Origin of the sequence: Kribbella sp. NBC_01245 (assembly GCF_036226525.1) — a bacterium.
Classification (GTDB): Bacteria; Actinomycetota; Actinomycetes; order Propionibacteriales; family Kribbellaceae; genus Kribbella.
This window is the reverse complement of record NZ_CP108487.1, coordinates 8,241,187-8,264,377: the sequence shown is the minus strand read 5'-3', so window position 1 is coordinate 8,264,377 and position 23,191 is coordinate 8,241,187. Positions and strand designations below refer to the sequence as shown.

General features: G+C 68.0%; 24 protein-coding genes. 5 read left to right on the top strand and 19 right to left on the bottom strand.

What is annotated here, in order from left to right:
• Positions 1–10: 10 nt before the first annotated feature.
• From OG394_RS38020 to OG394_RS37995, 6 genes are read right to left on the bottom strand one after another with little or no spacing between them, the layout of a single operon-like run.
• Complete coding sequence (locus OG394_RS38020) at positions 11–736, bottom strand: cobalt-precorrin-6A reductase (RefSeq protein ID WP_328992163.1); 726 nt, start codon at positions 734–736, stop codon at positions 11–13.
• Positions 737–1,477 carry a precorrin-4 C(11)-methyltransferase gene (cobM, locus tag OG394_RS38015; protein ID WP_328992162.1) on the bottom strand — a complete coding sequence of 247 codons (741 nt, stop codon included), beginning with the start codon at positions 1,475–1,477 and terminating at the stop codon, positions 737–739.
• A complete protein-coding gene (gene cbiE, locus OG394_RS38010) occupies positions 1,474–2,685 on the bottom strand; it encodes a precorrin-6y C5,15-methyltransferase (decarboxylating) subunit CbiE (protein WP_328992161.1) in 1,212 nt (403 codons plus the stop codon). Before cbiE ends, cobM begins: the two co-directional genes overlap by 4 nt.
• Positions 2,678–3,067 (bottom strand): PPOX class F420-dependent oxidoreductase, encoded by a 390-nt coding sequence (locus OG394_RS38005; protein WP_328992159.1) that lies wholly within the window; start codon positions 3,065–3,067, stop codon positions 2,678–2,680. Before OG394_RS38005 ends, cbiE begins: the two co-directional genes overlap by 8 nt.
• Before the next feature lie 44 nt (positions 3,068–3,111).
• Positions 3,112–4,716, bottom strand: a complete 1,605-nt coding sequence (locus OG394_RS38000; RefSeq protein ID WP_328992157.1) for an ABC transporter permease — start codon at positions 4,714–4,716, stop codon at positions 3,112–3,114.
• Complete coding sequence (locus OG394_RS37995; RefSeq protein WP_328992156.1) at positions 4,713–5,633, bottom strand: ABC transporter ATP-binding protein; 921 nt, start codon at positions 5,631–5,633, stop codon at positions 4,713–4,715. Before OG394_RS37995 ends, OG394_RS38000 begins: the two co-directional genes overlap by 4 nt.
• A gap of 79 nt (positions 5,634–5,712) precedes the next feature.
• Between OG394_RS37995 and OG394_RS37990 the strand changes: the two genes are divergently transcribed.
• Complete coding sequence (locus OG394_RS37990; protein ID WP_328992155.1) at positions 5,713–6,198, top strand: GbsR/MarR family transcriptional regulator; 486 nt, start codon at positions 5,713–5,715, stop codon at positions 6,196–6,198.
• Positions 6,199–6,255: 57 nt separating this feature from the next.
• On the opposite strand, the gene OG394_RS37985 is transcribed toward OG394_RS37990, so the two are convergent.
• The gene (locus OG394_RS37985) at positions 6,256–8,160 is read right to left on the bottom strand and encodes an alpha/beta fold hydrolase (protein WP_328992154.1); all 1,905 of its coding nucleotides are present in this window, start codon (positions 8,158–8,160) and stop codon (positions 6,256–6,258) included.
• Positions 8,161–8,263: 103 nt separating this feature from the next.
• Complete coding sequence (locus OG394_RS37980) at positions 8,264–9,022, bottom strand: NBR1-Ig-like domain-containing protein (protein WP_328992153.1); 759 nt, start codon at positions 9,020–9,022, stop codon at positions 8,264–8,266.
• Between the two features lie 70 nt (positions 9,023–9,092).
• On the opposite strand from OG394_RS37980, the gene OG394_RS37975 reads away from it, so the two are divergent.
• Positions 9,093–9,803, top strand: a complete 711-nt coding sequence (locus OG394_RS37975; protein WP_328992152.1) for a CHAP domain-containing protein — start codon at positions 9,093–9,095, stop codon at positions 9,801–9,803.
• A 112-nt stretch (positions 9,804–9,915) separates the two neighbouring features.
• Positions 9,916–11,397: an arylsulfatase gene (locus OG394_RS37970; protein WP_328992151.1), complete on the top strand. Its 1,482-nt coding sequence runs from the start codon at positions 9,916–9,918 to the stop codon at positions 11,395–11,397.
• A 30-nt stretch (positions 11,398–11,427) separates the two neighbouring features.
• On the opposite strand, the gene OG394_RS37965 is transcribed toward OG394_RS37970, so the two are convergent.
• Both OG394_RS37965 and OG394_RS37960 read right to left on the bottom strand, forming a co-directional pair.
• Positions 11,428–11,895 carry a hypothetical protein gene (locus OG394_RS37965; protein WP_328992150.1) on the bottom strand — a complete coding sequence of 156 codons (468 nt, stop codon included), beginning with the start codon at positions 11,893–11,895 and terminating at the stop codon, positions 11,428–11,430.
• Positions 11,896–11,952: 57 nt separating this feature from the next.
• Positions 11,953–12,717, bottom strand: a complete 765-nt coding sequence (locus OG394_RS37960) for an alpha/beta fold hydrolase (protein ID WP_328992149.1) — start codon at positions 12,715–12,717, stop codon at positions 11,953–11,955.
• Between the two features lie 190 nt (positions 12,718–12,907).
• Here OG394_RS37960 and OG394_RS37955 point away from each other — a divergent pair, with 190 nt between their 5' ends.
• Positions 12,908–13,180: a DUF1905 domain-containing protein gene (locus tag OG394_RS37955; protein WP_328992148.1), complete on the top strand. Its 273-nt coding sequence runs from the start codon at positions 12,908–12,910 to the stop codon at positions 13,178–13,180.
• A 5-nt stretch (positions 13,181–13,185) separates the two neighbouring features.
• Here the strand turns inward: OG394_RS37955 and OG394_RS37950 are convergent, their stop codons facing one another.
• The 9 genes from OG394_RS37950 to OG394_RS37910 all read right to left on the bottom strand — a co-directional run bounded on the left by OG394_RS37950 (position 13,186) and on the right by OG394_RS37910 (position 21,964).
• A complete protein-coding gene (locus tag OG394_RS37950; RefSeq protein WP_328992147.1) occupies positions 13,186–13,959 on the bottom strand; it encodes a maleylpyruvate isomerase N-terminal domain-containing protein in 774 nt (257 codons plus the stop codon).
• 100 nt (positions 13,960–14,059) lie between these two features.
• The gene (gene egtD, locus OG394_RS37945) at positions 14,060–15,037 is read right to left on the bottom strand and encodes an L-histidine N(alpha)-methyltransferase (protein WP_442914258.1); all 978 of its coding nucleotides are present in this window, start codon (positions 15,035–15,037) and stop codon (positions 14,060–14,062) included.
• On the bottom strand, positions 15,034–15,801 hold the full coding sequence (gene egtC, locus OG394_RS37940) for an ergothioneine biosynthesis protein EgtC (protein ID WP_328992146.1): 768 nt from the start codon (positions 15,799–15,801) through the stop codon (positions 15,034–15,036). The genes egtD and egtC overlap by 4 nt, the downstream gene beginning before the upstream one ends.
• Before the next feature lie 4 nt (positions 15,802–15,805).
• Positions 15,806–17,140 carry an ergothioneine biosynthesis protein EgtB gene (egtB, locus tag OG394_RS37935; RefSeq protein ID WP_328992145.1) on the bottom strand — a complete coding sequence of 445 codons (1,335 nt, stop codon included), beginning with the start codon at positions 17,138–17,140 and terminating at the stop codon, positions 15,806–15,808.
• A complete protein-coding gene (locus OG394_RS37930) occupies positions 17,137–18,357 on the bottom strand; it encodes a glutamate-cysteine ligase family protein (RefSeq protein ID WP_328992144.1) in 1,221 nt (406 codons plus the stop codon). Before OG394_RS37930 ends, egtB begins: the two co-directional genes overlap by 4 nt.
• 109 nt (positions 18,358–18,466) lie before the next feature.
• Positions 18,467–19,126, bottom strand: a complete 660-nt coding sequence (locus OG394_RS37925) for a (2Fe-2S)-binding protein (RefSeq protein ID WP_328992143.1) — start codon at positions 19,124–19,126, stop codon at positions 18,467–18,469.
• On the bottom strand, positions 19,123–19,899 hold the full coding sequence (locus tag OG394_RS37920; RefSeq protein ID WP_328992142.1) for an ABC transporter ATP-binding protein: 777 nt from the start codon (positions 19,897–19,899) through the stop codon (positions 19,123–19,125). The genes OG394_RS37925 and OG394_RS37920 overlap by 4 nt, the downstream gene beginning before the upstream one ends.
• 5 nt (positions 19,900–19,904) lie before the next feature.
• Entirely contained in the window at positions 19,905–20,966 is a 1,062-nt protein-coding gene (locus OG394_RS37915; protein ID WP_328992140.1) for a FecCD family ABC transporter permease, read from the bottom strand.
• Positions 20,963–21,964 (bottom strand): FecCD family ABC transporter permease, encoded by a 1,002-nt coding sequence (locus OG394_RS37910; RefSeq protein ID WP_328992139.1) that lies wholly within the window; start codon positions 21,962–21,964, stop codon positions 20,963–20,965. Before OG394_RS37910 ends, OG394_RS37915 begins: the two co-directional genes overlap by 4 nt.
• A gap of 65 nt (positions 21,965–22,029) precedes the next feature.
• Here OG394_RS37910 and OG394_RS37905 point away from each other — a divergent pair, with 65 nt between their 5' ends.
• Entirely contained in the window at positions 22,030–23,031 is a 1,002-nt protein-coding gene (locus tag OG394_RS37905; RefSeq protein ID WP_328992138.1) for an ABC transporter substrate-binding protein, read from the top strand.
• The last annotated feature ends 160 nt before the right edge of the window (positions 23,032–23,191 follow it).

Below are 23,191 nucleotides of genomic sequence, written 5' to 3'. Positions count from 1 at the left end.
ATTTGGGAGTCTATCGACGGGTCTCTAGCCAGTTGACGACCTGGGCTGGTTCTGTGACGAGTTCTACGTCCTCCGGGACGCTGGGACGCCGTACAACCACTACGGGTATCTCTAGTTCTCTGGCCGCTTCTAGCTTCGCTGAGGTCATCTCGCCGCCGCTGTCCTTAGTGACCAGTACGTCGATCCGGTGGTTCTTGAGTAGGTCTAACTCGTTGTCCAGGCTGTAGGGGCCTCTGGCGAGGATTAGCTGGCACCAGGTGGGAGTGGGCTCGGGTGGTTCTACGCAGCGGGCGAGCATCCATACGTTGCTGTGTTCGAAGGCCTTGAGCCCTTGGCGGCCAGTGGTGAGGAACGCCCGGCTACCGAGGTTTGCGAGCGCTGTTGCGGCGGTGGCGAGGTCGTCCACCCAGTGCCACTTGTCGCCGGGTCTAGCCGTCCACCCGGGTCGTCGTACCAGCAGAAGCGGTACGCCGGTCTCACGCGCGGCCTCGACCGCATGAGCCGTCATGGTCGCTGCAAACGGGTGTGTGGCGTCCACGAGCGCGTCGATCTGCTGGTCCCGCAGGTATTGCTTGAGCCCGTCTACGCCGCCGAAGCCGCCGTGTCTGGTCTCTCCGACTGGAAGCTTGGGGTCCTTCACCCGGCCAGCCAGCGAGGACACGACGTCGTACGCCGGTGTGAGCAGGCGTGCCACCTCGCGTGCCTCGCCCGTGCCGCCGAGGAGTAGGACCTTCATCTAGCGCTCGCGGGCCGCCGAGTAGAGGTGGCTGTCGGTGAAGCCTTCGGCGGCGAGGACCTTGCCGACAACGATGATCGCGGTACGGCGAATACCGGCTTCTTGTACCTGCGCGGCGATATCGGCGAGGGTGCCGCGGAGGATGATCTCGTTCTCGCGACTGGCCCAGGCGACAACCGCGGCCGGGCATTGCTCGCCGTAGTTCGGAGCGAGTTCGGCGACGACCTGCGCGATCTTGTCGACCGCGAGGTGCAGCACGATCGTGGCCCGGCTCGCGCCCAGGGTGGTGAGGTCCTCGCCGGGCGGCATCGCGGTCGCGCGGCCTTGGAGCCGGGTGAGGATGACCGTTTGGGCGACTTCGGGCACGGTCAGTTCGCGGTTGAGGCTGGCCGCCGCGGCCGCGAACGCCGGTACGCCAGGGGTCACGTCGTACGGCACGTTCAAAGCGTCGAGTCGGCGCATCTGCTCGGCCATCGCGCTGAAAACGGAGGGATCGCCCGAATGCAGGCGGGCCACGTCATGACCGTTCTCGTGAGCCTGCACGAGTTCCGCGATGATCTCGTCCAGCGTGAGCTCGGCGGTATCGACCTTGCGGGCGTCCGGCGGGCAGTACGCGAGCAGCTCGACCGGGACGAGCGCGCCCGCGTAGAGGCAGACCTGCGCCTCGGCGATGAGGTCACGCCCGCGGACGGTGATCAGGTCGGCCGCGCCCGGGCCGGCGCCGATGAAGTGCACTGTCACTTGGTCACGCTCCAGATCGTCACCGGCATGGCCGCTCGCCACCCGGTCATACCGCCGACGGGCGAGGCCTTCTGAACCGACAGCCGGACCAGGTCGCCGCCGAGTTCGGCGTACCACTTGGCGACCACCGCCTCGGTCTCCAGGGTCACCGCGTTCACCACCAGCCGCCCGCCGGGAGCGAGCGCCTGCCAGCACGCCTCGACCATGCCGGGCCGGGTCGCGCCGCCGCCAACGAAAATGGCCTGCGGGGTCTCGAGTTCGGCGAGGGCTTCAGGGGCTTTGCCGATCACCACGTCGACGACCACGCCGAGGGCGGCCGCGTTGCGGGCGAGGCGCTTGGCGCGGGTGTCGTCCTGCTCGATCGCGACGGCCCGGCAGCTCGGGTGATGCCGGGACCACTCGATGGCGATACTGCCGGCTCCACCGCCTACGTCCCACAGCAACTGCCCTGGCGTCGGAGCCAACCTCGAGAGCGTTACGGCCCGTACCTCGCGCTTGGTCAGCTGGCCGTCGCTCTCGTACGCCTCGTCCGGTAGCCCCGGACTAGTCGACAGCAACGGCGCATCCGGGATAGCCCGACAAGTGATGCCGACGACGTTCAGACTGTGTACGTCGTTCTCTGCGAAATTGGACGCGGTAGTGCGGCGAATACGCTCGTCAGCCGAGCCAAGTCGCTCCAGCACCGTCAACTCGCTATCGCCGTACCCGCGGGCTGTAAGCGTTGCAGCCACTTCTGCCGGGGTATGCGCTCCCCAACTCAGTACGACAATCCGCCGGCCTGGTTGTACGTGAGGATGCAGGAGTTCCAAGGGATGCCCGACAAGGCTCACGACCTGTACCTGGTCTTGCGCCCACCCGAGCCGGGCACACGCGAGGGAGACGCTCGACGGGCTTGGGATAACCCGCACGGCTTCAGGACCGAGCAGCCGCGTCAGCGTCGTACCAATGCCGTGGAAGGTTGGGTCGCCACTAGCCAGTACGACGACCCGGCGGCCGCGGTTCTGCGCTAGAAGGCCTGGGAGTGATTCGGACAGCGGTGACGGCCATGCGATCTGCTCCGCGCTATGCGGAACCAACTTGAGCTGACGGGCACTACCCATCACCACGTCGGCACTCTCAATCGCCTCGCGCCCAACCGGCGCCAGTCCCGTCCACCCGTCGGCCCCGATCCCAACAACCGTCACGACCTCGTCAATCGCGTCAGACATTTCCGAGGACCTTCGTGACGGTGATCTCGAGCACGACCCGCTCGGGATTGACCCGCGGCTGGCGATAACGCGCGGCGTACCGTCGTACGGCATCGTCGACCTGCTCGGCCTCATCCCGCACGACCGCCCGCCCCTCCAGCGTCGACCACCGCTTCCCGTCCACCTGGCACACCGCCACGGCCGCCTCGCCCTGCCCCCGCACCAGCCGCGCCTTCTGCGAACTGCCCGAGCAGATCACCCGCGCGATCCCGCCCTCGAAGTCCACCGTCACCCCCACCGGCACCACGTGCGGCGTCCCGTCCTTGCGGACCGTGGTGAGCGTGCACAAATGCCGCTCCGTCCAAAAGTCCACAAACCCAGTTCCACGCTCACTCGTCAGCACCCGCCCGATCGTAGTTCCCCGGGTGCTGACGTGCGCGAGCGAGGCTAGCCGAGGTCTCGGTGGCGGAAGGTGGTTAGGCCGGTGAGGGTTAGGGCGGCGGCTAGGGCGGTTAGCCAGAGGATGGGGGTGGTGGTGAAGGTTCCGCCGGGGAGGTTGGGGGTGTGGGCGTAGGGGGTGAGGTCCATCAGCCATTGCGGGAGTTCGAAGAGTGGGCCGAATTGGCCGATCAGCAGGAATGCCGCGAAGAAGGCCCAGCCGGCGATGGTGGCCTTGGGCAACAGGCCGAAGAAGGCGATGACCAGGCCGGTGACGACCCAGACGGCCGGGAGCTGGACCAGGGCTGCCGCGAGGAGGCGGCCGACCTGGTGGCCCGTGTCGCCGAGGGAGGCGCCTGCGGAGAGGCCCGCGCCGAGGCCGGCGACCAGGATCAGGAAGGCGGTGCCGGCGAAGGCGATCGTGATGTGGCTGAGCATCCAGCGGGTCCGGGTGACGCCGGTCGCGAGTAGTGGTTCGGCGCGCAGGGACGTCTCCTCGGAGCGCAGCCGCATGGCCGCCTGGATGCCGTAGGCCGACGCGATCAGGCCCATCATGCCCATCTCGGTGGCCAGGAAGGCGTCGGTCAGACCGCCTACGCCGCCGAGTTTGCGGATCATGTCCTGCGCCGCCGGGCTGTCCGCGATGCTGCCGACGTTGGTCGCGATATTGCCGACGACCGCGCCGAGCAAGAGGAAACCGACGCTCCAGCCGAACAGCGAACCGCGTTGCAGGCGCCACGCGAGGGCCAAGGGCGAGCGCAGACTCCGGGCCGCGGTGGCAGGCCCGGGCTTCGGCCGGACCAGGCCCGCGCCGACGTCGCGACGTCGTACTAGGGAATAGGCGGCGGCCGTCAGTACCACGGCAAGCGCGAGCGGTAGCAGTACGACGAGCCAGCGGTCGCCGGCGTACGGGCGGATCTGCTGGGACCACCCGATCGGCGACAACCAGCTCAACCAGCGAGGGCCGTCCGCGGCAGATGCGTCACCCGCGGCGCGCAGCACGAAGCTCGCGCCGAGGATCGCGACGGCGTACCCGTTGGCGGTGCGAGCGCCTTCGGTCAGTTGCGCGGTCAGGCCCGCGATGGCGGTGAAGGCCAGTCCGGCCGAGGCCCAGGTCAGGCCGAAGGCGAGCGAACCGGCGGCCGGCAGGCCTACGCCAATGAGGCTGATCGCGGTCAGCAGGCCGATCGCGACCGACGTACCGCCGACGACGAGGAGGGCTCCGGTGAGGGCGGTGTACCGGCCGAGGACGCCTGCGCTGAGCAGCTCGAGCCGGCCGGTCTCCTCCTCCGCGCGGGTATGCCGTGTGACCAGCAGGCAAGCCAGTAGCGCTACCAGCAACGCGCCGAAACCGGTCAGCTTGAACAGAGAGACCTCTCCCAGCGAGGTCACGTCATAGATGCGCCCGTACATCGAGACCAGCGCGGGCGACGAGTTGACGCCCTCTGCGGCTTTCACCCGGGACGCGACATCGGGGTAGATCGAGATCGACGCCTGGGCGCTACCGGCGGCCATCGCGACGAACACGAGGATCCACACCGGCAACAGGATCCGGTCGCGCCGGAGGGCGAGCCGCGCCATGGTCGTCGTACCGGCGAAGTCCTGCCGGGTCATCGGGTCGCGCCGATCGGTTCAGAGGTGGCGACGGTGTCGTCCTCGTAGTGACGCAGGAACAGCTCCTCCAGCGTCGGCGGTTGCGCGACCAGGCTCCTGATCCCGCTCACGGCGAGCTGACGCATCAGGCCGTCGAGCTGTGCGGTGTCGACCTCGCACCGGACTCTGTTGCCCTCGACATCGAGATTGTGTACGCCGGGGAGTTTGGCGATGCCGTTCGGGGAGGTGGCGAGCTCGGCCTGGACCGACGTGCGGGTCAGGTGCCGCAGATCGGCCAGTGTGCCGGTCTCGACCACCTTGCCGCGGCGGATGATGCTGATGCGATCGCAGAGCGCCTCCACCTCGGACAGGATGTGGCTGGACAGCAGCGCGGTCCGGTCGCGATGACGCTCCTCCTCGATGCACTGCCGGAAGACGTCCTCCATCAGCGGGTCGAGGCCGGAGGTCGGTTCGTCGAGGATGAGCAGTTCGACGTCGCTGGCGAGGGCCGCGACCAGGGCGACCTTCTGCCGGTTGCCCTTGGAGTAGGTGCGGCTCTTCTTGGTCGGGTCCAGGTCGAACCGCTGCAGCAACTCGTCCCTCTTCTTCGGGTCGAGCCCGCCGCGGAGCCGGCCGATCAGGTCGATCACCTCACCGCCGGTCAGGTTCGGCCAGAGGTTGACGTCGCCGGGTACGTAGGCGAGCCGGCGATGCAGCTCGGCCGCCTCGCGCCACGGGTCGCCGCCGAGCAGGGAGACGTCGCCGGAATCGCCTTTGAGCAGACCGAGCAGGACCCGGATCGTGGTCGATTTCCCTGCGCCGTTCGGGCCGAGGAATCCGTGCACCTCGCCGGTCGCGACCTCCAGGTCGAGATCGTCGAGGGCGTGCGTGCTGCCGTAGAACTTGTTCAGTTCGGAGACGACTATGGCTGAAGTCATGATTCACAAGTTACACTTCGTTCAGAAGTTTGTGAATCTTCCTAACACGGTTCTCACAGCGGCAGGAGATGATGGGGCGGTGAGTGCATCGAAAGGCCGCGACGACGTGGCGGTCCAGCGGTTCAGTGAGCAGTTCGGCAACCTCCTCGCCGAGTCCGGCTGGCCCCGAATGAGCGCGCGAGTGTTCACCGCGACCCTGTTCAGCGAATCCGGCCGCCTGACCGCGGCGGAGCTGGCCGAGCAACTCCAGGCCAGTCCGGCGGCGATCTCCGGCGCCGTGCGCTTCCTGCTGCAGCTGCACCTGATCGCGCGCGAGCGGGAGCCCGGCTCCAGGCGCGACATCTACACCGTGCACAACGACGCCTGGTTCGAGAGCATCCTCCAGCAGGACAAGGCCCTCGCCCGCTGGGACGACGTACTCCGCCAAAGCCTCAAAGCCGCCGGACCCGAGACCGAAGCCGGCCAACGCATCGCCGGCACCCTCGCCTTCACCGAGTTCATGTCACTCGAAGTCGCCGGCATGCTCGACCGCTGGCGCACCTACAAAGCCGAACACAACCTCTGACCCCGTGCATGCGAAACGGCCCGCGTCTCCGTTGGAGGCGCGGGCCGTTTCGGTGGGTTAGCGGAGGGTGTTGTTGGCGATTACGTCGGTGGCTTGCTGGTTGAGGAGGTCCGCCTTGGTGGGGGCGGTGCGGGTCTTGGACTTGGGCAGCGGGACTGCCTTGCCGTCGACGGGGCCGACCACCGGGTAGACGGCGGATTCGGCCGGCAGCGGGGTGGTGCCGCAGACCTGGTTCTTGCCGGGGAGTTCGCCACGGAAGACGAAGGTGTCACCGATGGCTTCGACGCAGGACGAGATGTTGCCGATGTACTGGCCGTGCTGGCCCTCGTCGTCGATGCCCACGAAGCGGGTGACGGTCTTCGTGTCCAGGTGCGTGCGCCACGAGCCTTCGTACGACGTGGCCGGGTCGAACTCGCTCTGCACGATCAGCATCCGCGGCGAGCCGATCATGTCGAGCTTGCGGTCCTGCGGGGCGTACTTCCAGAAGGCGCACATCGGGACGCCGTTCATGTACCCGAAGAAGTCGTACTTCCGGGCCATCTTGTCGGCTTCCTGGAGGTAGAAGTTCGGGTCCTTGTTCCAGGCGGTGTCGTTGCAGCGGACCGTGGTGCCGACCGCGCCGAGGCTGACCTCGGTGTCGTCGCTCGGCGCGTTCGCGGCCTCTTCGCGGGCGTCGTCGAGCACGGACGTGCGGGTGTTGACCTTCGCCGCGGCGGCCAGGGCCGGGCTGGCCGGCGCCGAGACGCCGTACCGGGTGCGGGTCGCGGCCAGCGTGTCGTACGCCTGCAGTGCCGGGGCGAGTCGCGCCCAGGCCCGGTCGACGTGGCCGAGGTCCACCGCGCCGGAGTCCGACGGCGCCTTGGTGAATTCGTCGTACACCAGGATGTCGATGGTCGCGCGGATGAAGCGGGTGTTGCTGTAGATGGCGCTGTAGATCGCGCCATCGAGGTTGTCCCCGCGCAGCTTGCCCTCGCCGGCCTTGTAGAGCGTGACCGTCTGAGCGCGAATGCCGCTGTACTTGGCCTTCACCTGGGCCGTGGTCTTACCGAGGCCCTCGATCTGGTCGGCGTGCCGGGCGATCCACGGGAACAGCTGTGCGTCGCGACGGCGCTGACCCGAGAACGGGTCGAAGTTCACGTTCTGCCACTGGGTGTGGGTCCAGTCCATGTTCGAGTCGAGCACGAAGCGGCCGACGCGGTTCGGGAAGGTGTCGGCGTACCAGCCGCCGAGCCAGGTGCCGTAGCTGTACCCGATGAAGTTCAGCTGGCGGGCCTTCAGCAGCTCGCGCAGGAAGTCCATGTCGTAGACGGTCTGCTGGCTGCTCACGAACTGGCCGAACTCGGTCGAGGAGCAGGCGTCGGCGTACAGCTTGGCCTCGGCCACCTCGACCTTGTGGGTCTGCCGGGTGCGCTCCTTGTAGTCCGGGGTCTCCGGCAGCGCGTTCAGCTTCTCGGCCGTGGTGACACAGCGCAGCGCCTCGCTCTGACCGAATCCCCGCGGGTCGAAGCCCATCAGGTCGTAGTCGGCGAACAACTGCGTCTTACGGGTCGCACGGACGGCGGAGTAGTTCAGGCCGGCGCCACCGGGACCACCCGGGTTCGTCGTCAGCAGACCCTTGGAGGTGCCAGTGGCCTTGCTGTGCGAGACGGCCAGCTTGATGTCCGGGTGCGCGTCGGGGTTGGCCCAGTCCATCGGGACCTTGACGACGGCACAACTGGTCGTCGGGGCCGCCGGGTACGCCGCCTTGATGGTCGCGTCGAACGCACACGTCGACCAGGTGATCGGCTGGTCGAGGTAGCGCTGCGGGATCGACGGCGTCGCCGGATCCGTCGGCGCTGTCGTCTGCGAGGCCGTCAGCGGTGCCAGTTGCGGTGCCGGCCCGGCGGCGGTGGCCGCGGGTGGGGCCACGCCGACGAGGGCGAGCGCCGCGGTGGCCGCGACAACTCGAAGTCGAATACTCACGTGATTTCTCTCCTGGTCACGGGCGGGCAGGTCCCGTGCACCATAAGTCAGGAGTGATGGCCTCGCCAGCAAGAAATTCCGGCAATCCTGACAACAAGGGCAATCATTCCCCGTAGGTGCTGAAGATCGTGCAGTAAACCGGCGGCGATTCCAGTCCTGGGTAGTAGAGCCGCCCGGCCTCGTCGGTGATCTTGAAGTACGCCGTAGAGGAACCGGCCTGCTCAGGAGCCTGCAACGTCATCCGCACGGTCACGATCTCCCCGGGCAGCGCATCCGGCAGGCTGACCCTGGCCGGCGAACGCAACCACCCGGGTACGCCGGCGGCGCCCTGCCGGGTGAGCCATCTGCCCAACCACGGGCGCTCCCCGCTGTTGCGGATGTCCCAGGTCTTGTCGAAGGTCTCACCGCGGACGATGCGCGTACCGTCCGGCACGGTCTCCCCCACCAGCTCTGCCCGGTCTTCGGCGTGGTGGTCGGCCGGCACCGATCCCCCGAGCAACATGGGCGCACTGACCTCCGCACCACGTTTACGCATGTCCCGGAGCGCCATGTCGCGGTCAGCCCGCACTGCGGCGTCTAGGTCCACCACCTGGGCTACGAGCGCACTGCCCGCGCCGAACGAGGCGTCGTACCACTCGATCAGTTCGCGGCTGGGCTTCGTGTGGCCGCGTTCTACCCGGGATAGGTGGCCCTTGTCCCAGCCGGACAACTCGGCGGCTTTGGTCAGTGGTACGCCTGCTGCCTCGCGCAGTTCGCGCATGCGGAGGCCGATCACCTGCCGGGCCTGTGCTGCTCGCACGCCGAACCCCCAGTTCCAGCTGTGGCGGACGCCTGTTGGAGCCCGGTACTGGCCGTTGCCCACTGCGACAACGCTGTGACTCTCTGATTCTCTGCATGTACGGCCAAATCGCAACCCAGAAGGGGACAACATCATGCGAACCGCCCTCGCCCGCGTTACTGCCGCCGTACTCGCCAGCGGACTCACCCTGCTCGCTCTGCCCGCCACTGCGGCCCCAGCCGCCCCTACCGCTGTGAACGCCGTACTGGCGACTGGAACCGTTGTAACCGACTCGGGCGGCGGTGTGACCATCCGGACGGGTAACGCCCTCAGCTTCGCCTCTGCCGGTAACCAGCCGGACGGACCGATCACGATCGACTGCCAGATCTACGGCGAACCTGTGACCGGCAAGTTCGGCCGCAGCCTGATCTGGGACCACATCCCGGGTAAGGGTTTCGTCACCGACGCGTACGTCAACACGGGCAGCTCCGGTCTCGTTGCCCCACTGTGTACGTCGAACCCGCGGGCCGACAAGTCCATCGCCTGGTACAACGCGCGGATGGGCTCCACCGCGTACCAGGGCCTCTGCGAGAAGGCGGCGGAGAACTCGTACGGCAAGACCGGTATCTGGGCCTCCGCCAAGGCCGGCTGGAATGACGCCGTGGCCCGGGGTGCGGCGCACCGGGGCGACCTCAACCCGCCGAAGGGCGCACTCGTCTACTGGGACCTCGCGGCGCCGTACGGCCACGTGGGTGTCTCCAAGGGCGGCGGCTACTTCGTCGCGACCAGCGTCGGCGGAGCCATCGGTAGCGCGCGGATGCCGTACTTCTCCAACTACCTCGGCTGGGCCTGGCCGAACTTCTAGTCGCTCGATCGGCCGGTCGCCTTCCCTCCGAGGCGACCGGCCGTTGTGCGTTAGAGTGTTCGTTACTGTGCGTTTCAAGCTATAACGAGCACATTCGGAGGCATGTGCGGTGGTGACCAGGCCGAACGTGATCCTGATCTGCGTCGACGAATGGCGTGGCGACGCGCTCTCGTGTGCGGGTCATCCCGACGTCGAGACGCCGCATCTGGACGAACTGGCCCGCACCGGCGTCCGGTTCAGCAACGGCTATTCGGCCACTCCGACCTGCGTACCGGCCCGGGTGGCGTTGTTCACCGGGCAGTCGCAAGAGGCGCACGGCCGGGTCGGGTACGACGAGGCCGTGCCCTTCGCGACGGCGCATCCCGTCACGGTGCAAGGAGAATTCCGCCGTGGCGGGTACCAGACCCAGGCGATCGGCAAGATGCACGTCTGGCCGGAACGGGCCCGGCTCGGGTTCGACGACGTCGTCCTGCACGACGGGTTCCTGCACCACTCGCGCCGGGCGCATCGGCAGCAGTTCGGCTTCTTCGACGACTACGTGCCCTGGCTCCGGCGCCAGCCCGGAATAGGCCCGGACGCCGACTACTTCGACCACGGCGTGAACTGCAACTCGGTCGTGGCCAGGCCGTGGGACAAGGCCGAGCACCTGCATCCGACGCACTGGCTCGGTACGCAGACCGTGGAGTGGCTGTACCGGCGCGACCCCACCAGGCCGTTCTTCTTGTACCTGTCGTTCCACCGGCCGCATCCGCCGTACGACCCGCCGCAGTGGGCGTTCGACCAGTACGACGCTTTGCCGCCGTACCAGCGGGTCCTCGGTGATTGGGAGGGCGAGTGGGACGAGTTCCGGCGCGACGGTGACTACCAGGCGGCGATCGGCGAGCTGCCCGACCGGGTCGTGCACCGGGCCCGCGCCGGGTACTACGGGCTGATGGCGCAGATCGACCTGCAGGTCAACCGGATCCGCGAAGCGCTGGTCGATTTCGGGCTGTACGACGACACGGTGATCGCGTTCACCTCGGACCACGGCGAGATGATGGGCGACCACCGGATGTTCCGAAAGGCCGTGCCGTACGAGGGTTCGGCGAAGGTGCCGTTCATCGTGGCGGCCGCTGCCGCGGATGGCACGGCCGTCCGCGGCCGGGTGGTGGATCAGGTGGTCGAGCTTCGTGACGTGATGCCCACCTTGCTGGATCTCGCTGGTCTGCCCATTCCGGCATCGGTCGATGGCCGGTCGCTCGCGCCGTACTTACGCGGAGAGCAGCCGGCCGAGCCGATCCGGGAATGGCTGCATGGGGAGCACGTCTATTGGGGGCAGTCGCTGCAGTGGGTCACGGACGGGAAGGTCAAGTACGTGTGGGGGTCGGCCAAGGGGGTCGAGCAGCTCTTCGACCTCGACGACGACCCGGGTGAGCTGCGCAACCTGGCGGGCGATCCGGCCTTTGCGGATTTGCGGGCGCGGTGGCGTGGGCGCTTGATCCAGGACCTCACCGGCCGGGAGGAAGGGTTCGTCGCCGATGGTGACCTGGTGACCGGTCGGCCGGTGGCGACGATCCTGAGCCATACCCGGCAGCGGATCGCCGATGGCGGCTGAGTCCTCTAGTCGATCGGGGTTGAGCCACGCTCAGCGTGGGGTCACTTCGAAGACCGCGGTTGAGCCTTTGATGAGGCGGACCTTGATGTTGTAGCCGCCGATGGCGACGGTCTGGCCGGGTCTAATCGTGGCGGTGTTGGCGGCCACGTAGAAGCGAATGGCGTTCTGTAGCTGCTCAGCCATCACGTAGTTGTCCTGGCCGCCGCAGGAGAAGGAACTGCCGTAGATCCCGCCACCGCCCGTTGCGCGCAAGGTGAACTGCTCGTTCTGGAACGTGCCAACACACCTCGGCTTCGCCGGCTTGAGCTTTGGTGTTTGAGTGGGCTTCGGTGTTGGCGTCGGGGTCGGCTCAGGTGTGGGTGTGGGGGTGGGTGTGGCCGTTGGGGTGGGTGACGGTGACGGTATGGCGGTGTTGGTGGAGTCGGAGCCGCACGCGGTCAGGACGAGACTGAGCGCCAGTACGGCGACCGTGGCGCGGTACCTGGTGATTAGGCCCATAGCGGCCAGTCTGGTGGTAGCGCCGCCACCGCTCGCGTGGTTGGCCGGGAGTTGCCACTACGGCTCCTCGATCCTGTTGAGCCAGTCGGCGACTAGTGCGTGGTAGAGCGCGTCCTGCAATACAGGAAGGTCGTGGTCGGCTCGATCGAGTACGACGTACGTGGCGCGCGGGTAGTCCGGCAGAAGTCGCCACGGGTCGACGTACCCGGTCGCGGTGTCCTGGCGGCCGGCAACGATCAGCGCGGGTGCTTCGAACGGCCTTGAGAGGTTGTCGACGTTGTACGTGCTCTTGCCGAGGTCGCCGGTCACGCTTGCCAGGAAGTCCAGGTCAGCCGCTTGCTCGGCCGGGTCGTAGTACTGGTCCTTCTTGAGCTTGTACGCCGCCTGGTACGTCTCGGAGTCGAGCACTCCCGGCTGCTCCGGCGGTAGCGTCCGCTGCTCGGGGTCGAGGATTACGCCGGGCACTCGCAGCAGTACGCCGTCCACCCGGTCGAAGCGGTCGCGCAGCACCCCGCGCGCCATCAGCGAACCGGCCGACGCCCCGGCGAGGACGAACCGCCGATCGCCGACGACCTCGTCCACGAAGCGCTGCACCACCTCCTGGAATCCCTCCAGGCCCTTGATCCACGGCCGCCCCGGCGTCTGGCCGTGGCCCGGTGGATCCAGGTAGATCCGCTGCCAGCCGGGGCGATTCGCGAACACCGGCTCATGCAAATCCCGGTTCTCGCTCAACTGGTCGCCCCAACGCGGCAAGAACACGATCGGCCGCCCGTCGCCGTACACCTCGTAATGCAATGGCAAGTCATCCACATCAAGCCTCATGCCAACGAACCTAGGCCGCCGCCATCCCCGATCGCGCAGTTTCTACCCACAGCAGACAAGGCCACCTCGGCCTTTCTTTGTCGCGAGTGGTCGCGACAAAGAAAAGAAACTTCGGCGAGGATGTCGAGAATGGGGTGGTGGCTTCTACTCCTGGGTGAGAAGGGGTTCATCGGAGAGAAGGGAGCGGGCGATGTTGCTCGACAAGGAGTTCACGGCGCCGTTGTTGCAGAGTGACGCGAAGGGCGGCTGGACGTATGTGCAGATGCCCGGATCGGCGGAGTTCTTTGGTACGCGGGGGCTGGTGAAGGTGCGCGGCACGATGGATGGGCATCCGTTCGAGAGTTCGTTCATGGCGCTGGGCGACGGTACGCACAAGCTGCCGGTCAAGGCCGAGCTGCGGAAGCTGATCGGGAAGGACCCCGGCGACACCATCACCGTTCGCCTGGTAGAACGGATCAAGTAGCCGTTCTACTCAGACGGGTCCCACGCGAGGAGTTGGTCGAACAGGCGTCGGTCGCCGTCGAGCTTCAGGGAGTCCACCGGAATCCGGTCGTACAGGGCCAGGACCAGTTCGCTGGCCGTGCCCTGGAGGGAGGCACTGGCGTCCAAGCCCTCGCTATCGGAAGACGGGAGACGGGTGGTCCGTGCGCCGTCGGCGGAAAGCGAGAGGCGCCAGGAGCGGCCCTCGGTGGCGTGATAGTCGACGACGGCAGGCTCGTGCGGCCAGGCGGCCGTGGTGGCGCAGCAGGTGAACAGGAACTCGTCGACGCCGTCGAGCGCCGCCTCGTCCGGCAGCGGCTGCGGGGCGCCCACGGTAATCTGAGCGTCGTAGGTGTGCACGACCATCTGCTGTAGCTGGTGTCGCGCGACGGCACCGCTGGTCTGCGGCGACTGCGAGTCCGCCCACCAGGTCCAGCAACCGCGATCCGGGCCGGCTTCCCGCAGTGCGTCCACTAGCTGCTGCGTCGACGCTGCCATCCAGGCCAGCAGGGCCTCGCGCTCCCGAGGCGCAGACGGGGCGCCTTCCAACGCGGGAGGCGCGGTGGCAGGACCCGCGGCGACAGTGGCTGCCCAGCGGTAGCGCCCGTCTCCCAGGTGCTGCACCAGATCGAACAGCGTCCACTCGGGACAGGTCGGCACCTGCGCGTCGAGGCTGGGCGCGGACGAGACCGCGGCGCAGAAGGCGGTCGACCGTTCGTCGATCATTCCCAGTAGATCGGGGAACCCCAGAGTGTTTTCCACTCGGGCTGTCTATCACTGTCCGATGGCTAAGGGACAACGGTTTTCGGGGCTGACTCGCCGGGCGCGCGGCACGGGCCGCGCGCCCTTGTCGTCCAACGGGTTAGAGCGCCTGCCAGAGCGATAGGGCGAAGCGGTCCTGGCTGTCGGTCCACCAGGCGCCGGGCGCGAACCCGGCCTTGGTGAGCTCTGCCTCGACGCCTTCGCGGCGGAACTTGGCTGACACCTCGGTGCTGAGCTCCTCGCCCTCGGCGAACTCCACCTCGAGACCGATCTCCGGGATCAGCACGCTCATCGCGTGATCGGCGCGCAGATGCATCTCGATCCACTCGTTCTCCGGATCCCAAATGGCCCGATGGCTGAACGCCTCGACCTCGAAATCGGCGCCGAGCTGGCGATTCAGCACGCGCAGCACGTTCCGGTTGAACTCGGCGGTGACGCCGGCCGCATCGTCGTACGCACGGACCAGCACGTCCGGGTCCTTGACCAGGTCGGTGCCGAGCAGCAGCCACTCCCCCGGCTCGAGCACGGCCCGGATCGACGTGTAGAACTCGGCGCGCTCGTCGGGCAAGAGGTTGCCGATCGTGCCGCCGAGGAACGCGACCACCCGTGGCGCCTCGCCGGGAAGCTGGTCGAGGTGTGCGGTGAAGTCGCCGACCACGCCGTGCACGGTCAGGCCCGGGAAGTCTTCCTTGATCGCGCGGGCCGCGTCGCGCAGCGCGACCTCGGACACGTCCAGCGGTACGAAGGTGCTGAGCGTGCCGTGGTCGCGCAGCGCCTGCAGGATCAGCCGGGTCTTCTCCGACGAACCCGAGCCGAGCTCCACCAGCGTGTGCGCCCCGGTCAGCTCGGCGATCTCGCCGGCCCGGGCATCGAGGATCTCCCGCTCGGCCCGGGTCGGGTAGTACTCGGGCAGACGAGTGATCTCCTCGAACAGCTCACTGCCCCGCGCGTCGTAGAACCACTTCGGCGCAAGCCATTTCGGCTCGGCCGTGAGCCCGCTCCGCGCGTCGGCGCGCAGGGCGCGAGTGGCGTAGTCGGGGGTCAAGTGGATGTCGATCGTGGGATCAATCAGGGTCACTGTGGTCCTTCCATCGAGTCATCGAGAACCAGCGGAGTTACCGCCAGCGAAGTTTTGGTGGCGACCAGCAGGGACCGGTCCGGCACGGGCTCCCAGCCGTCGGCCAGTGCCCAGGGCTCGGAGCTGACCGCGACGGAATCCGCCGTGGCCTTGACCGAGAGGGCGTGGGTCCAGCTGGTCGCGACGATCTGCTGCCCGTCGGTGAGCAGGAAGTTCAGCCGGGCCCAGGGATCGACGGCAACCACCTCGGCGAGCACTTCCGAGACCGCCACGGCCGCGGTCGCGCCGGCCCGGAGGCGCTGCCGGATCAACGCCCAGAGCAATGCGGAATCGGTCGGCGCGTCGAGGCGCATGAGCTCGGTCGCGGGCAACGTCTCGGCCAGTTTGCCGACCGAGTCGGGCCAGCCGCGAACGATGCCGTTATGGCTGAAGAACCAGGCGCCATCCTGGAACGGCGCGCAGGCCGCCTCGCCGGGCGGCATCCCGGTGGTGCCGTTGCGGACGGCTGCCAGCACTGCGCCCGAGTGGATCGATCGGGCCAGGCCAGGGAGATTCTGGTCCGACCAGATCGGCACGTCCCGGCGATACCGCACGGCCTCGCCTGCAGCGTCGTACCAGCCGATGCCGAAGCCGTCGGCGTTGACGGTGCCACCGCCGCGCATGTCGGCCGGCGCCCAGCTCTGCTGGTACAGCGAGTGCGGTTGGTCGAGGATCAGGTCGGCCAGTGGCACGGACGGCCCGAGGTAGGCCAAATGTCGGCACATCCGACTAGCTCAGCTCCTCGGGTCGGGGGTCGCGGGCGCAGCGGAAGCCGGCGAAGATCTGCCGCCGGATCGGGTAGTCCCAGTTCCGGAAGGTGCTGCGGGCAACGATCTCGTCCGTGCCGAAGGAGCCACCACGCAACACCTTGTAGTCCGGGCCGAAGAAGACCAGCGAATACTCGTCGTACGGCCAGGCACGGAAGCCGTCGTACGGCGTGAAGTCGCTGCTGGTCCACTCCCAGACGTCACCGACGAGCTGCTCGACACCCAAAGGCGAGGCGCCGGCCGGATAGGCGCCGACCGGGGCTGGGCGCAGATGCCGTTGGCCGAGATTCGCGTGCTCCGTGCCTGGGCTCTCGTCACCCCACGGGAAGCGCCTGGTCCGGCCCGTCGCCGGGTCGAACCGCGCGGCCATTTCCCACTCCTCCTCGGTCGGGAGGCGCTTGCCTGCCCAGGCGGCATAAGCCTCGGCCTCGTAGAAGCAGACGTGCATGACCGGCTCATCCAGTGGCAACGCCTCGCGATGCGCGAACCTGGTCCGGAACCAGCCCTCGGGCGTCTCCTCCCAAAAGCGCGGCGCGACGAGGTTCGCCTTTTGCCGATGAGCCCAGCCGTTCGCGGACCACCAGCGCTCATCGTCGTACCCACCGCCGGTGACGAAGGCCAGGTAGTCGCCGTTCGTGACCGGCACGGTGTCGATGAAGTACGGCGCTACGCGGACCGGATGTGCGGGTCGTTCGTTGTCGAGGGCCCACGGCTCAGTCGACGTCCCCATCACGAACTCGCCGCCCGGAACCAGGACCTCGGCCGACGGCAATCGCCGGCCCGGTGGGGGCAGCGGCGCGTCGAGCACCGGCAGACCGTCGCGAAGTTGGTGGGTGGCGAGCATCGTCTCGTCGTGCTGCTGCTCGTGCTGGACGATCATGCCGAAGGCGAAGGCGTTGTCGACCAGCTCCCGCCCGGCGAACTTCACCTGGTCGAGCACGTCGAAGACCTTGTCCCGCACCTCGACCACGTACGCCTTGGTCTCGACCGGTCCGAGCAGCGGCAGCGCCGGACGATCGGCACGCGCGTGCATGAACGCGTCGTACAACTCGTCGATGTCCTGCCGGACGGGCTCGCGGCCGCCGACGTCGCGGACCAGCCAGAGCTCTTCCTGGTTGCCGATGTGGGCGTAGTCCCACACCAACGGCGACATCAGGCGGGAGTGCTGCCGGACGAGGTCGTCGGTATCGACCGCGTCGGTGAGTTGCACCGTTCGTGCGCGCGAGCGGGTCAGCTGCTCGGCGACGAAGGCGCGCAGGCCCTCGGCGGTGAGGTCGGACAGCTGGTGGTGGTTCATGAAGCTCGCCTTCCGTTGAGGTCGTCGACGATGTAGTGCAGGCGGTCCCCGACTTCGATGGCCAGGTCCTTGCCGATGTCCAGGCGATCGACCGCCCCTGTACCCACCTCCACCACCTGGCGGGCGGCCTGCCGGAGCAGGTCGTCGGCCAGGCCGTTACGGGCGGCGGGCAGCCACCGCCCGGCGGCGGGCTCGGCCGCGGCGAGCGCCTGGTCGACCACGTCCGGGCCGGACATCAGGGCGCTCAGCAGGACCGTTGGCGCGATCCAGCCGTCGCCGGTCTGTGCATCGAGGTAGCGGACCTCGAGGTATCCGCGCGGGCGAACCGGCGGGAACAACGTGGACAGGTGATAGTCAAGGTCGTCGTACGTCGGGCGGTCGTCCGGCAGCGCGCCATCCGCCCAGGCGCCGAACGTCAGCCCGGCCGGCGCGTCCCAGCTGTCGCCCCGGCGCAGGCACAATACGGGCGCCTCCATCGCGGTCCGGGCCCAGTCCGCCGCCGGGTCGTCGGTGGGCTTGGGCGGCGGCTCGGTGAAGGGCGCACAGGTGCCGAAGGTCGCCTCCGTCCGCGCGGAGGCCCATCCGGTGTCGGCGCCCTCGCGATGGCTGGAATTCGCGAACAGGGCCAGCAGGGTCGGACCGAGATCGTGCAACGCCTGCCAGCGCTGGGCGGTCTCGCCCGCGTCGAGGCAGACCTGAAGGCCGGCCGAGCTGCACATCATCCGAGGGCCGTGCGGACCGAGTCGCTCGAAGGCACGCTCCATCGCGGCATAGCGGGGAACGTCGAGCAGTCGGCGCGGTGGCCGGAAAGGGTCAAGGCCGTGATCGCCGGGAATCAGGTCCGCGGCGGCGAGCAAGGCGGTCAGCTCGGCGGCATCAGCGGCGGTGTCCTCGATCAACTGGGACACCGAGGCCGCGGCCGGGCCGGAGATCTCCACCTGGCCACCTGGTTCGACGGTGACCAGAGAACCCCGGCCGAGCGGACGATGCGGGCTGTCCGGGACCAGGGTGGTGGGCGCGTAAACGCCCAGCGCGGAACTCAGGTGTGCCGCGTCGAGCGGGCGGTGCGGATCGTCCGCGTGATGCACCGTCCATTCCAGCTCGACGCCGTGCAATCGCGGGGGTCCGTGCTTGAAACAGACCATTGCGACGAACCCTTCGGCCTCCTCGCGGGAGCCGATCTGGTCCGTGGTGGGGCCTATCGGAGTCTCGGTCATATCCCTAGCGAACCTATCCGCGGCCTACGACAGGGACAACCGACATCGGGTTACTTCTCGTTGACATCGCCATGCGAAGGACAATGCCAGGGGCCACCGACAAATTCCGTCAGCGGATCCGCGGACAGCCTCCGCAAGGCGTCACACCGGGCAAAACGTAGAAGAAACAGCAAGAGGTCCGGACCTGTTGATCGAGGTCGATCCCGAAGGCCGTCGCGGCGTCTTTCGCGAACTCGGCGTCCTCGGGCGTCTGGATCGCCCGGCGCAGCTCGTCCTCGGCCGCGCCGTACCGCTGGAGGCTGCTGAGTTTCACCTCGGGGCGGAAGCTCTCGAGGAATTCGCGCGTGTGTTCGGTCAGCTGCGCGGCCGCGACGTCGAGCGGGACGACCTGGTCAGAGAGCAGCGCGATCTCAGTCGGGAAGTGCTGCGTCGGGTGGCGCCGGAAGGCGAGGGATGACGGCGACACATCCGGCGAAAAGCCCGTCAGTGCGCCGGAAAGACCCGCCACGAGCGCAGGCACTCCGACGTACCACATGAGCACGAACATCGCGGCGACCTGCACGGGCGGCTCCACCCCATACTGCTCGCCGTACTCCCGCGCCAGCGCCGCACGCCACTCCGCCGTCGGGTCACCGCCCGCCTGCTGCTCCTCGACCAGGGCGCCGCAGGAAATCCACTCCGGCCCGGGCAAGGCGTCGGCCGCGCGGACGGAGAGCCAGGGCAACTCCTCGTCCAGCAGACCCGCGATACGACGGGCGGTGTACGTCACCCGCCCAGCGTACGATCCGGGACCACCACCGGCGCGCCGCCCACCTCGACCACGGTCGCGCGCAGACCGAACACGTCCGCGAGCACGGTCTCGGTCAGCACCTCACGCGGCGAGCCCTCGGTGGCGATCACGCCTTCGCCCATCACCACCAGATGATCGGCGTACTGCGCGGCGAGCGTGAGGTCGTGCAACACGACCACGACCGTCCGCTCGGAGCGATGGGCGGCCGCGTGTACGACGTTCATCACGTCGACCGCGTGGGCCAGATCGAGGTACGTCGTGGGCTCGTCGAGCAGCAGGTGTTGGGTGCCCTGGGCCAGCACCATCGCGATCCAGACCCGCTGGCGCTGTCCGCCCGAAAGCTGGTCCACCGGGCGATCTTTGAGCTCGGCCAGTTCGACAGCGGCCAGCGCATCCGCGATGGCCTGCTCGTCGTCGGACGAGAGCCGCGCGAATAGACCGCGATGCGGATGACGCCCGCGTGAGACCAGCTCGGCGGCCGTGATGCCCTCAGGCGTGATTGGGCCTTGCGGAAGGATGCCGAGCTTGCGCGCGAGCTCCCGCGCGGGCAAGCGGTGGATGTCCTGGCCATCGAGCACCACCCGGCCGCTGGTGGGCGTGAGCAGGCGGCTCATCCCGCGCAACAGGGTGGACTTGCCGGAGCCGTTCGGCCCGACGATGGCGGTGACCTGACCGGCCGGCACCTCCAGCGACAGACCCGAGACGACGGGCGGGTCCGCGCCGTACCCGAGGGTGATGTTCTCGACGAGCACGGTTTTCAGCGTCCCTTCTGCTGACGGCCGATCAAGTGGATCAGGTACGGCGCACCACAGGCGGCGGTGACCACCCCGACGGGCAATTCGTACGGCCCGACCCCAAGCGTCTCGAGGCCGGTTCGAGCGATCAGATCAGCCAGTACGACGAATAGGCCGCCCAACATCGCAGTGGCGACTAGTGGTGGGCGGTCGGTCCGGGCGAGGCGCAACGCGACCTGCGGGGATACCAGTGCTACAAACGCGATTGGCCCGGCACCGGCTGTTGCGACGGCTGCAAGCAGGGTGGCGATGATCAGCAGGGCAAGCCGCGTCCTAGGCACGCGAACGCCTAGGGACGAAGCGACGTCGTCACCGAGGACTAGAGCCGACAGGTCGCGTCCGAAGGCCAGTGCCAGCGGAACCAGCACCACGACGGCAATGGCGACAGGTGTTGCGTCAGCCCACGACCTGGCGTTTAGCGAACCCGCGAGCCAAGCGGCGGCTCTGCCCGCGTCCATGACGTCACCGAGGACCAGCAGCCAGGCGACGAGTGAGTTGGCTGCAGCGGCTACTCCCACGCCGATGAGGACCACACGACCTGCGTCGACTACACCTCGCTGTAGCGAGAGGACACCGACCAGGAGGGTGGCAATGAGTCCACCGGCTATAGCGGCCAGCGGCAGTCCGACCTTCGCTGCGAAGCCTGAGACGCCACCGGCGCTTCCAGCCAGGACGATGACCGCTACCGCTGCAGCCGATGCACCAGAGTTGACGCCGATGATGTCCGGACTGGCGAGCGGGTTGCGCGACAGCGTCTGCAGCAGTGCACCCGATACAGCGAAGGCCATACCGACTAGAAGACCCGTCGCGACTCGTGGCAGCCGGAACTCCCGGACGACGAGCATCGTGCCACTGTCACCTGCGCCGAACAGTGCCCGCAGTACGTCGCCTGTCGGGATCTTGGTCGTTCCGTAGCTCAGGGATACCACTGCGACTGCAACTGCCAGTACGGCGAAGAGCGTGGCAAGGACGACTAGACGTGGTTTGACGGGCGTTGTTGGCCGTGTTGCCGTCACGACGCTCACAGGGCCACCGCCCGTCGACGTACGACCAGGATGAAGAGAGGCGCGCCGATCAGTCCGAGCACTACTCCCGCCTGGACTTCGCCAGCGCCGCCGATGAGCCGTCCGGCCAGGTCAGCGGTCACTAGTGCGGCAGCGCCGGTCAGGCCTGCTGCCGGGATCAGCCAGAGGTTGCGAGCGCCTACGAGCCTCCGCGCGACGTGGCCCGCCAGTAGGCCCAGGAAGCCGATCGGCCCGCAGGCGGCGACACCGGCCGCGGTCAAGAGCCCGATCGCGGCGAGGCCGACAAAACGCGCGCGCTTGATCGACAGCCCGAGGCCGGCGGCAACGTCATCCCCGAGGGCGAGAAGGTCCAGACTGCGCGCGTTGATCATCGCCAGCACGAGGCCGACCAGGGCGAACGGCAGCACCTGCCCAGCGACGTCCAGCCCGCGATCCGCGACCGACCCGACGGCCCAGAAGCGATAGCCGTCGAGGGTGTCCGCGTCGAGCAGCACGATGGCCGAGGTCACCGCCGAGAGCATGGCCGCGACTGCCGCCCCGGTCAGCGCGAGGCCCACCGGCGAGGCACCACTGCCGCGGGTCGCGAGGCGCTGGACGACGTACGTCGCGATCAAGGCACCGGCGAGCGCGAACCAAACCGTCGTACCGATGGAAGTGTTGCCACGGACCTGCAGGCCGATGACGACGGCCAGGGCCGCGCCGGAGCTGACGCCGAAGATGCCCGGCTCGGCGAGGGCGTTGCGGGTATGGCCCTGCATCAACGCGCCCGCGATACCGAGGCACAGGCCGACCAGTACGGCGACGACCGTGCGCGGGAGGCGAAGGTTGCGCACGATGACGTCGGAGTCGCGGCCGGAGTACTCCAGGAGCGCATGCGGAATCGCGTCCAGCCCGAGCCAGCGGGACCCGAGCGCGAGGCTGGCCAGCACGGCCACGGCCACGATCAGCGCGAGGATCAGCAAGGCCAGCGCAGGAGCGACCGGGCGCGATTTGGGCATGGGTTAGGTAAGCCTTACTCGTGAAGTAGGGTGCAGGAACAGTAACCGATGCTTCAGGAGATTCCGTGCGCCTCCCCCGCCTTCCACGCCTAGCCACCGCCCTGCTCGCCGTCACCGCGCTCGCCCTCACCGGCTGCGGTTCCGGTTCCGATGACGGCGCTACCGACGACAAGGCCGCAGGCCAAGCGGGCGAGGGTTTCCCGCGCACGGTCGAGCACGCGATGGGCAAGACCGACATCCCGGCCAAGCCCAAGCGCGTGGTCGCGCTGGACGCCAGCTTCGTCGACGCGACGCTGAGCCTGGACACCCAGGTCGTCGGCTTCACCGAGTACCGCACGATCAACGGCTCGCTGCCCGACTACCTCGGCGACGACCGGACGAAGTTCGCCGCGGAAGCGCAGAGCGTCGGCACCCTCGCCGAGCCGAACCTCGAGAAGATCCAGGCCCTCAAGCCCGACCTGATCATCTCCGCCAAGGTCCGGCACGAGAAGCTGTACGACCAGCTCGCCAAGATCGCGCCGACGGTGATGTCCGAGACCACCGGCCCGACCTGGAAGGACAACATCCGGATGGTCGGCAAGGCCCTTGGTCAGGATGCCCTCGCCGAGCAGGAGCTCAAGCAGTACGAGACCGCGGCCAAGACGGTCGGCGACGCGGTCAACAAGAAAGCCGGTAATCCGACGATCTCGGTGGTCCGGTTCCTCGATGGTCCGACTCGGCTGTATCAGAAGGCGAGCTTCTCGGGAATCGTCTTCAAGGATGCCGGGCTGGCGCGGCCGAAGTCCCAGGATGTCGAGGACTTCGCGGCGGAGATCAGCGCTGAGCGTATTAAGGACGCTGACGCCGATGCGATCTTCGTGACGGTTTATGCCGATGACAAGGGGCAGGGCGAGAAGACCAAGGCGCAGTTCAAGGCGAACCCGCTTTGGGGGCCGCTGACGCCTAAGGTGCACGAGGTTTCGGACATCACGTGGATGACGGCTGTTGGTCTGCAGGGTGCCTGGGTGATCCTCACCGACACCGCCAAGGCCTTCGGGGTCCCGGCTCCGGTGAAGCCGGCCGCCTAGCCGCTTGGGTCGTCGGACCTTCTGGCGCTTAAGCTTTTCGGTCGCCTTCGAAGCCCGCCTCGCGTCCCGGATTGCCTTGGGGTGCGGGCGGGCTTCGGGTTTGTTGGGCGTGGTGGGTGGTGAGTGGTGGGGTGGCACCCGGCCCCCTGAGTTCTTGCGA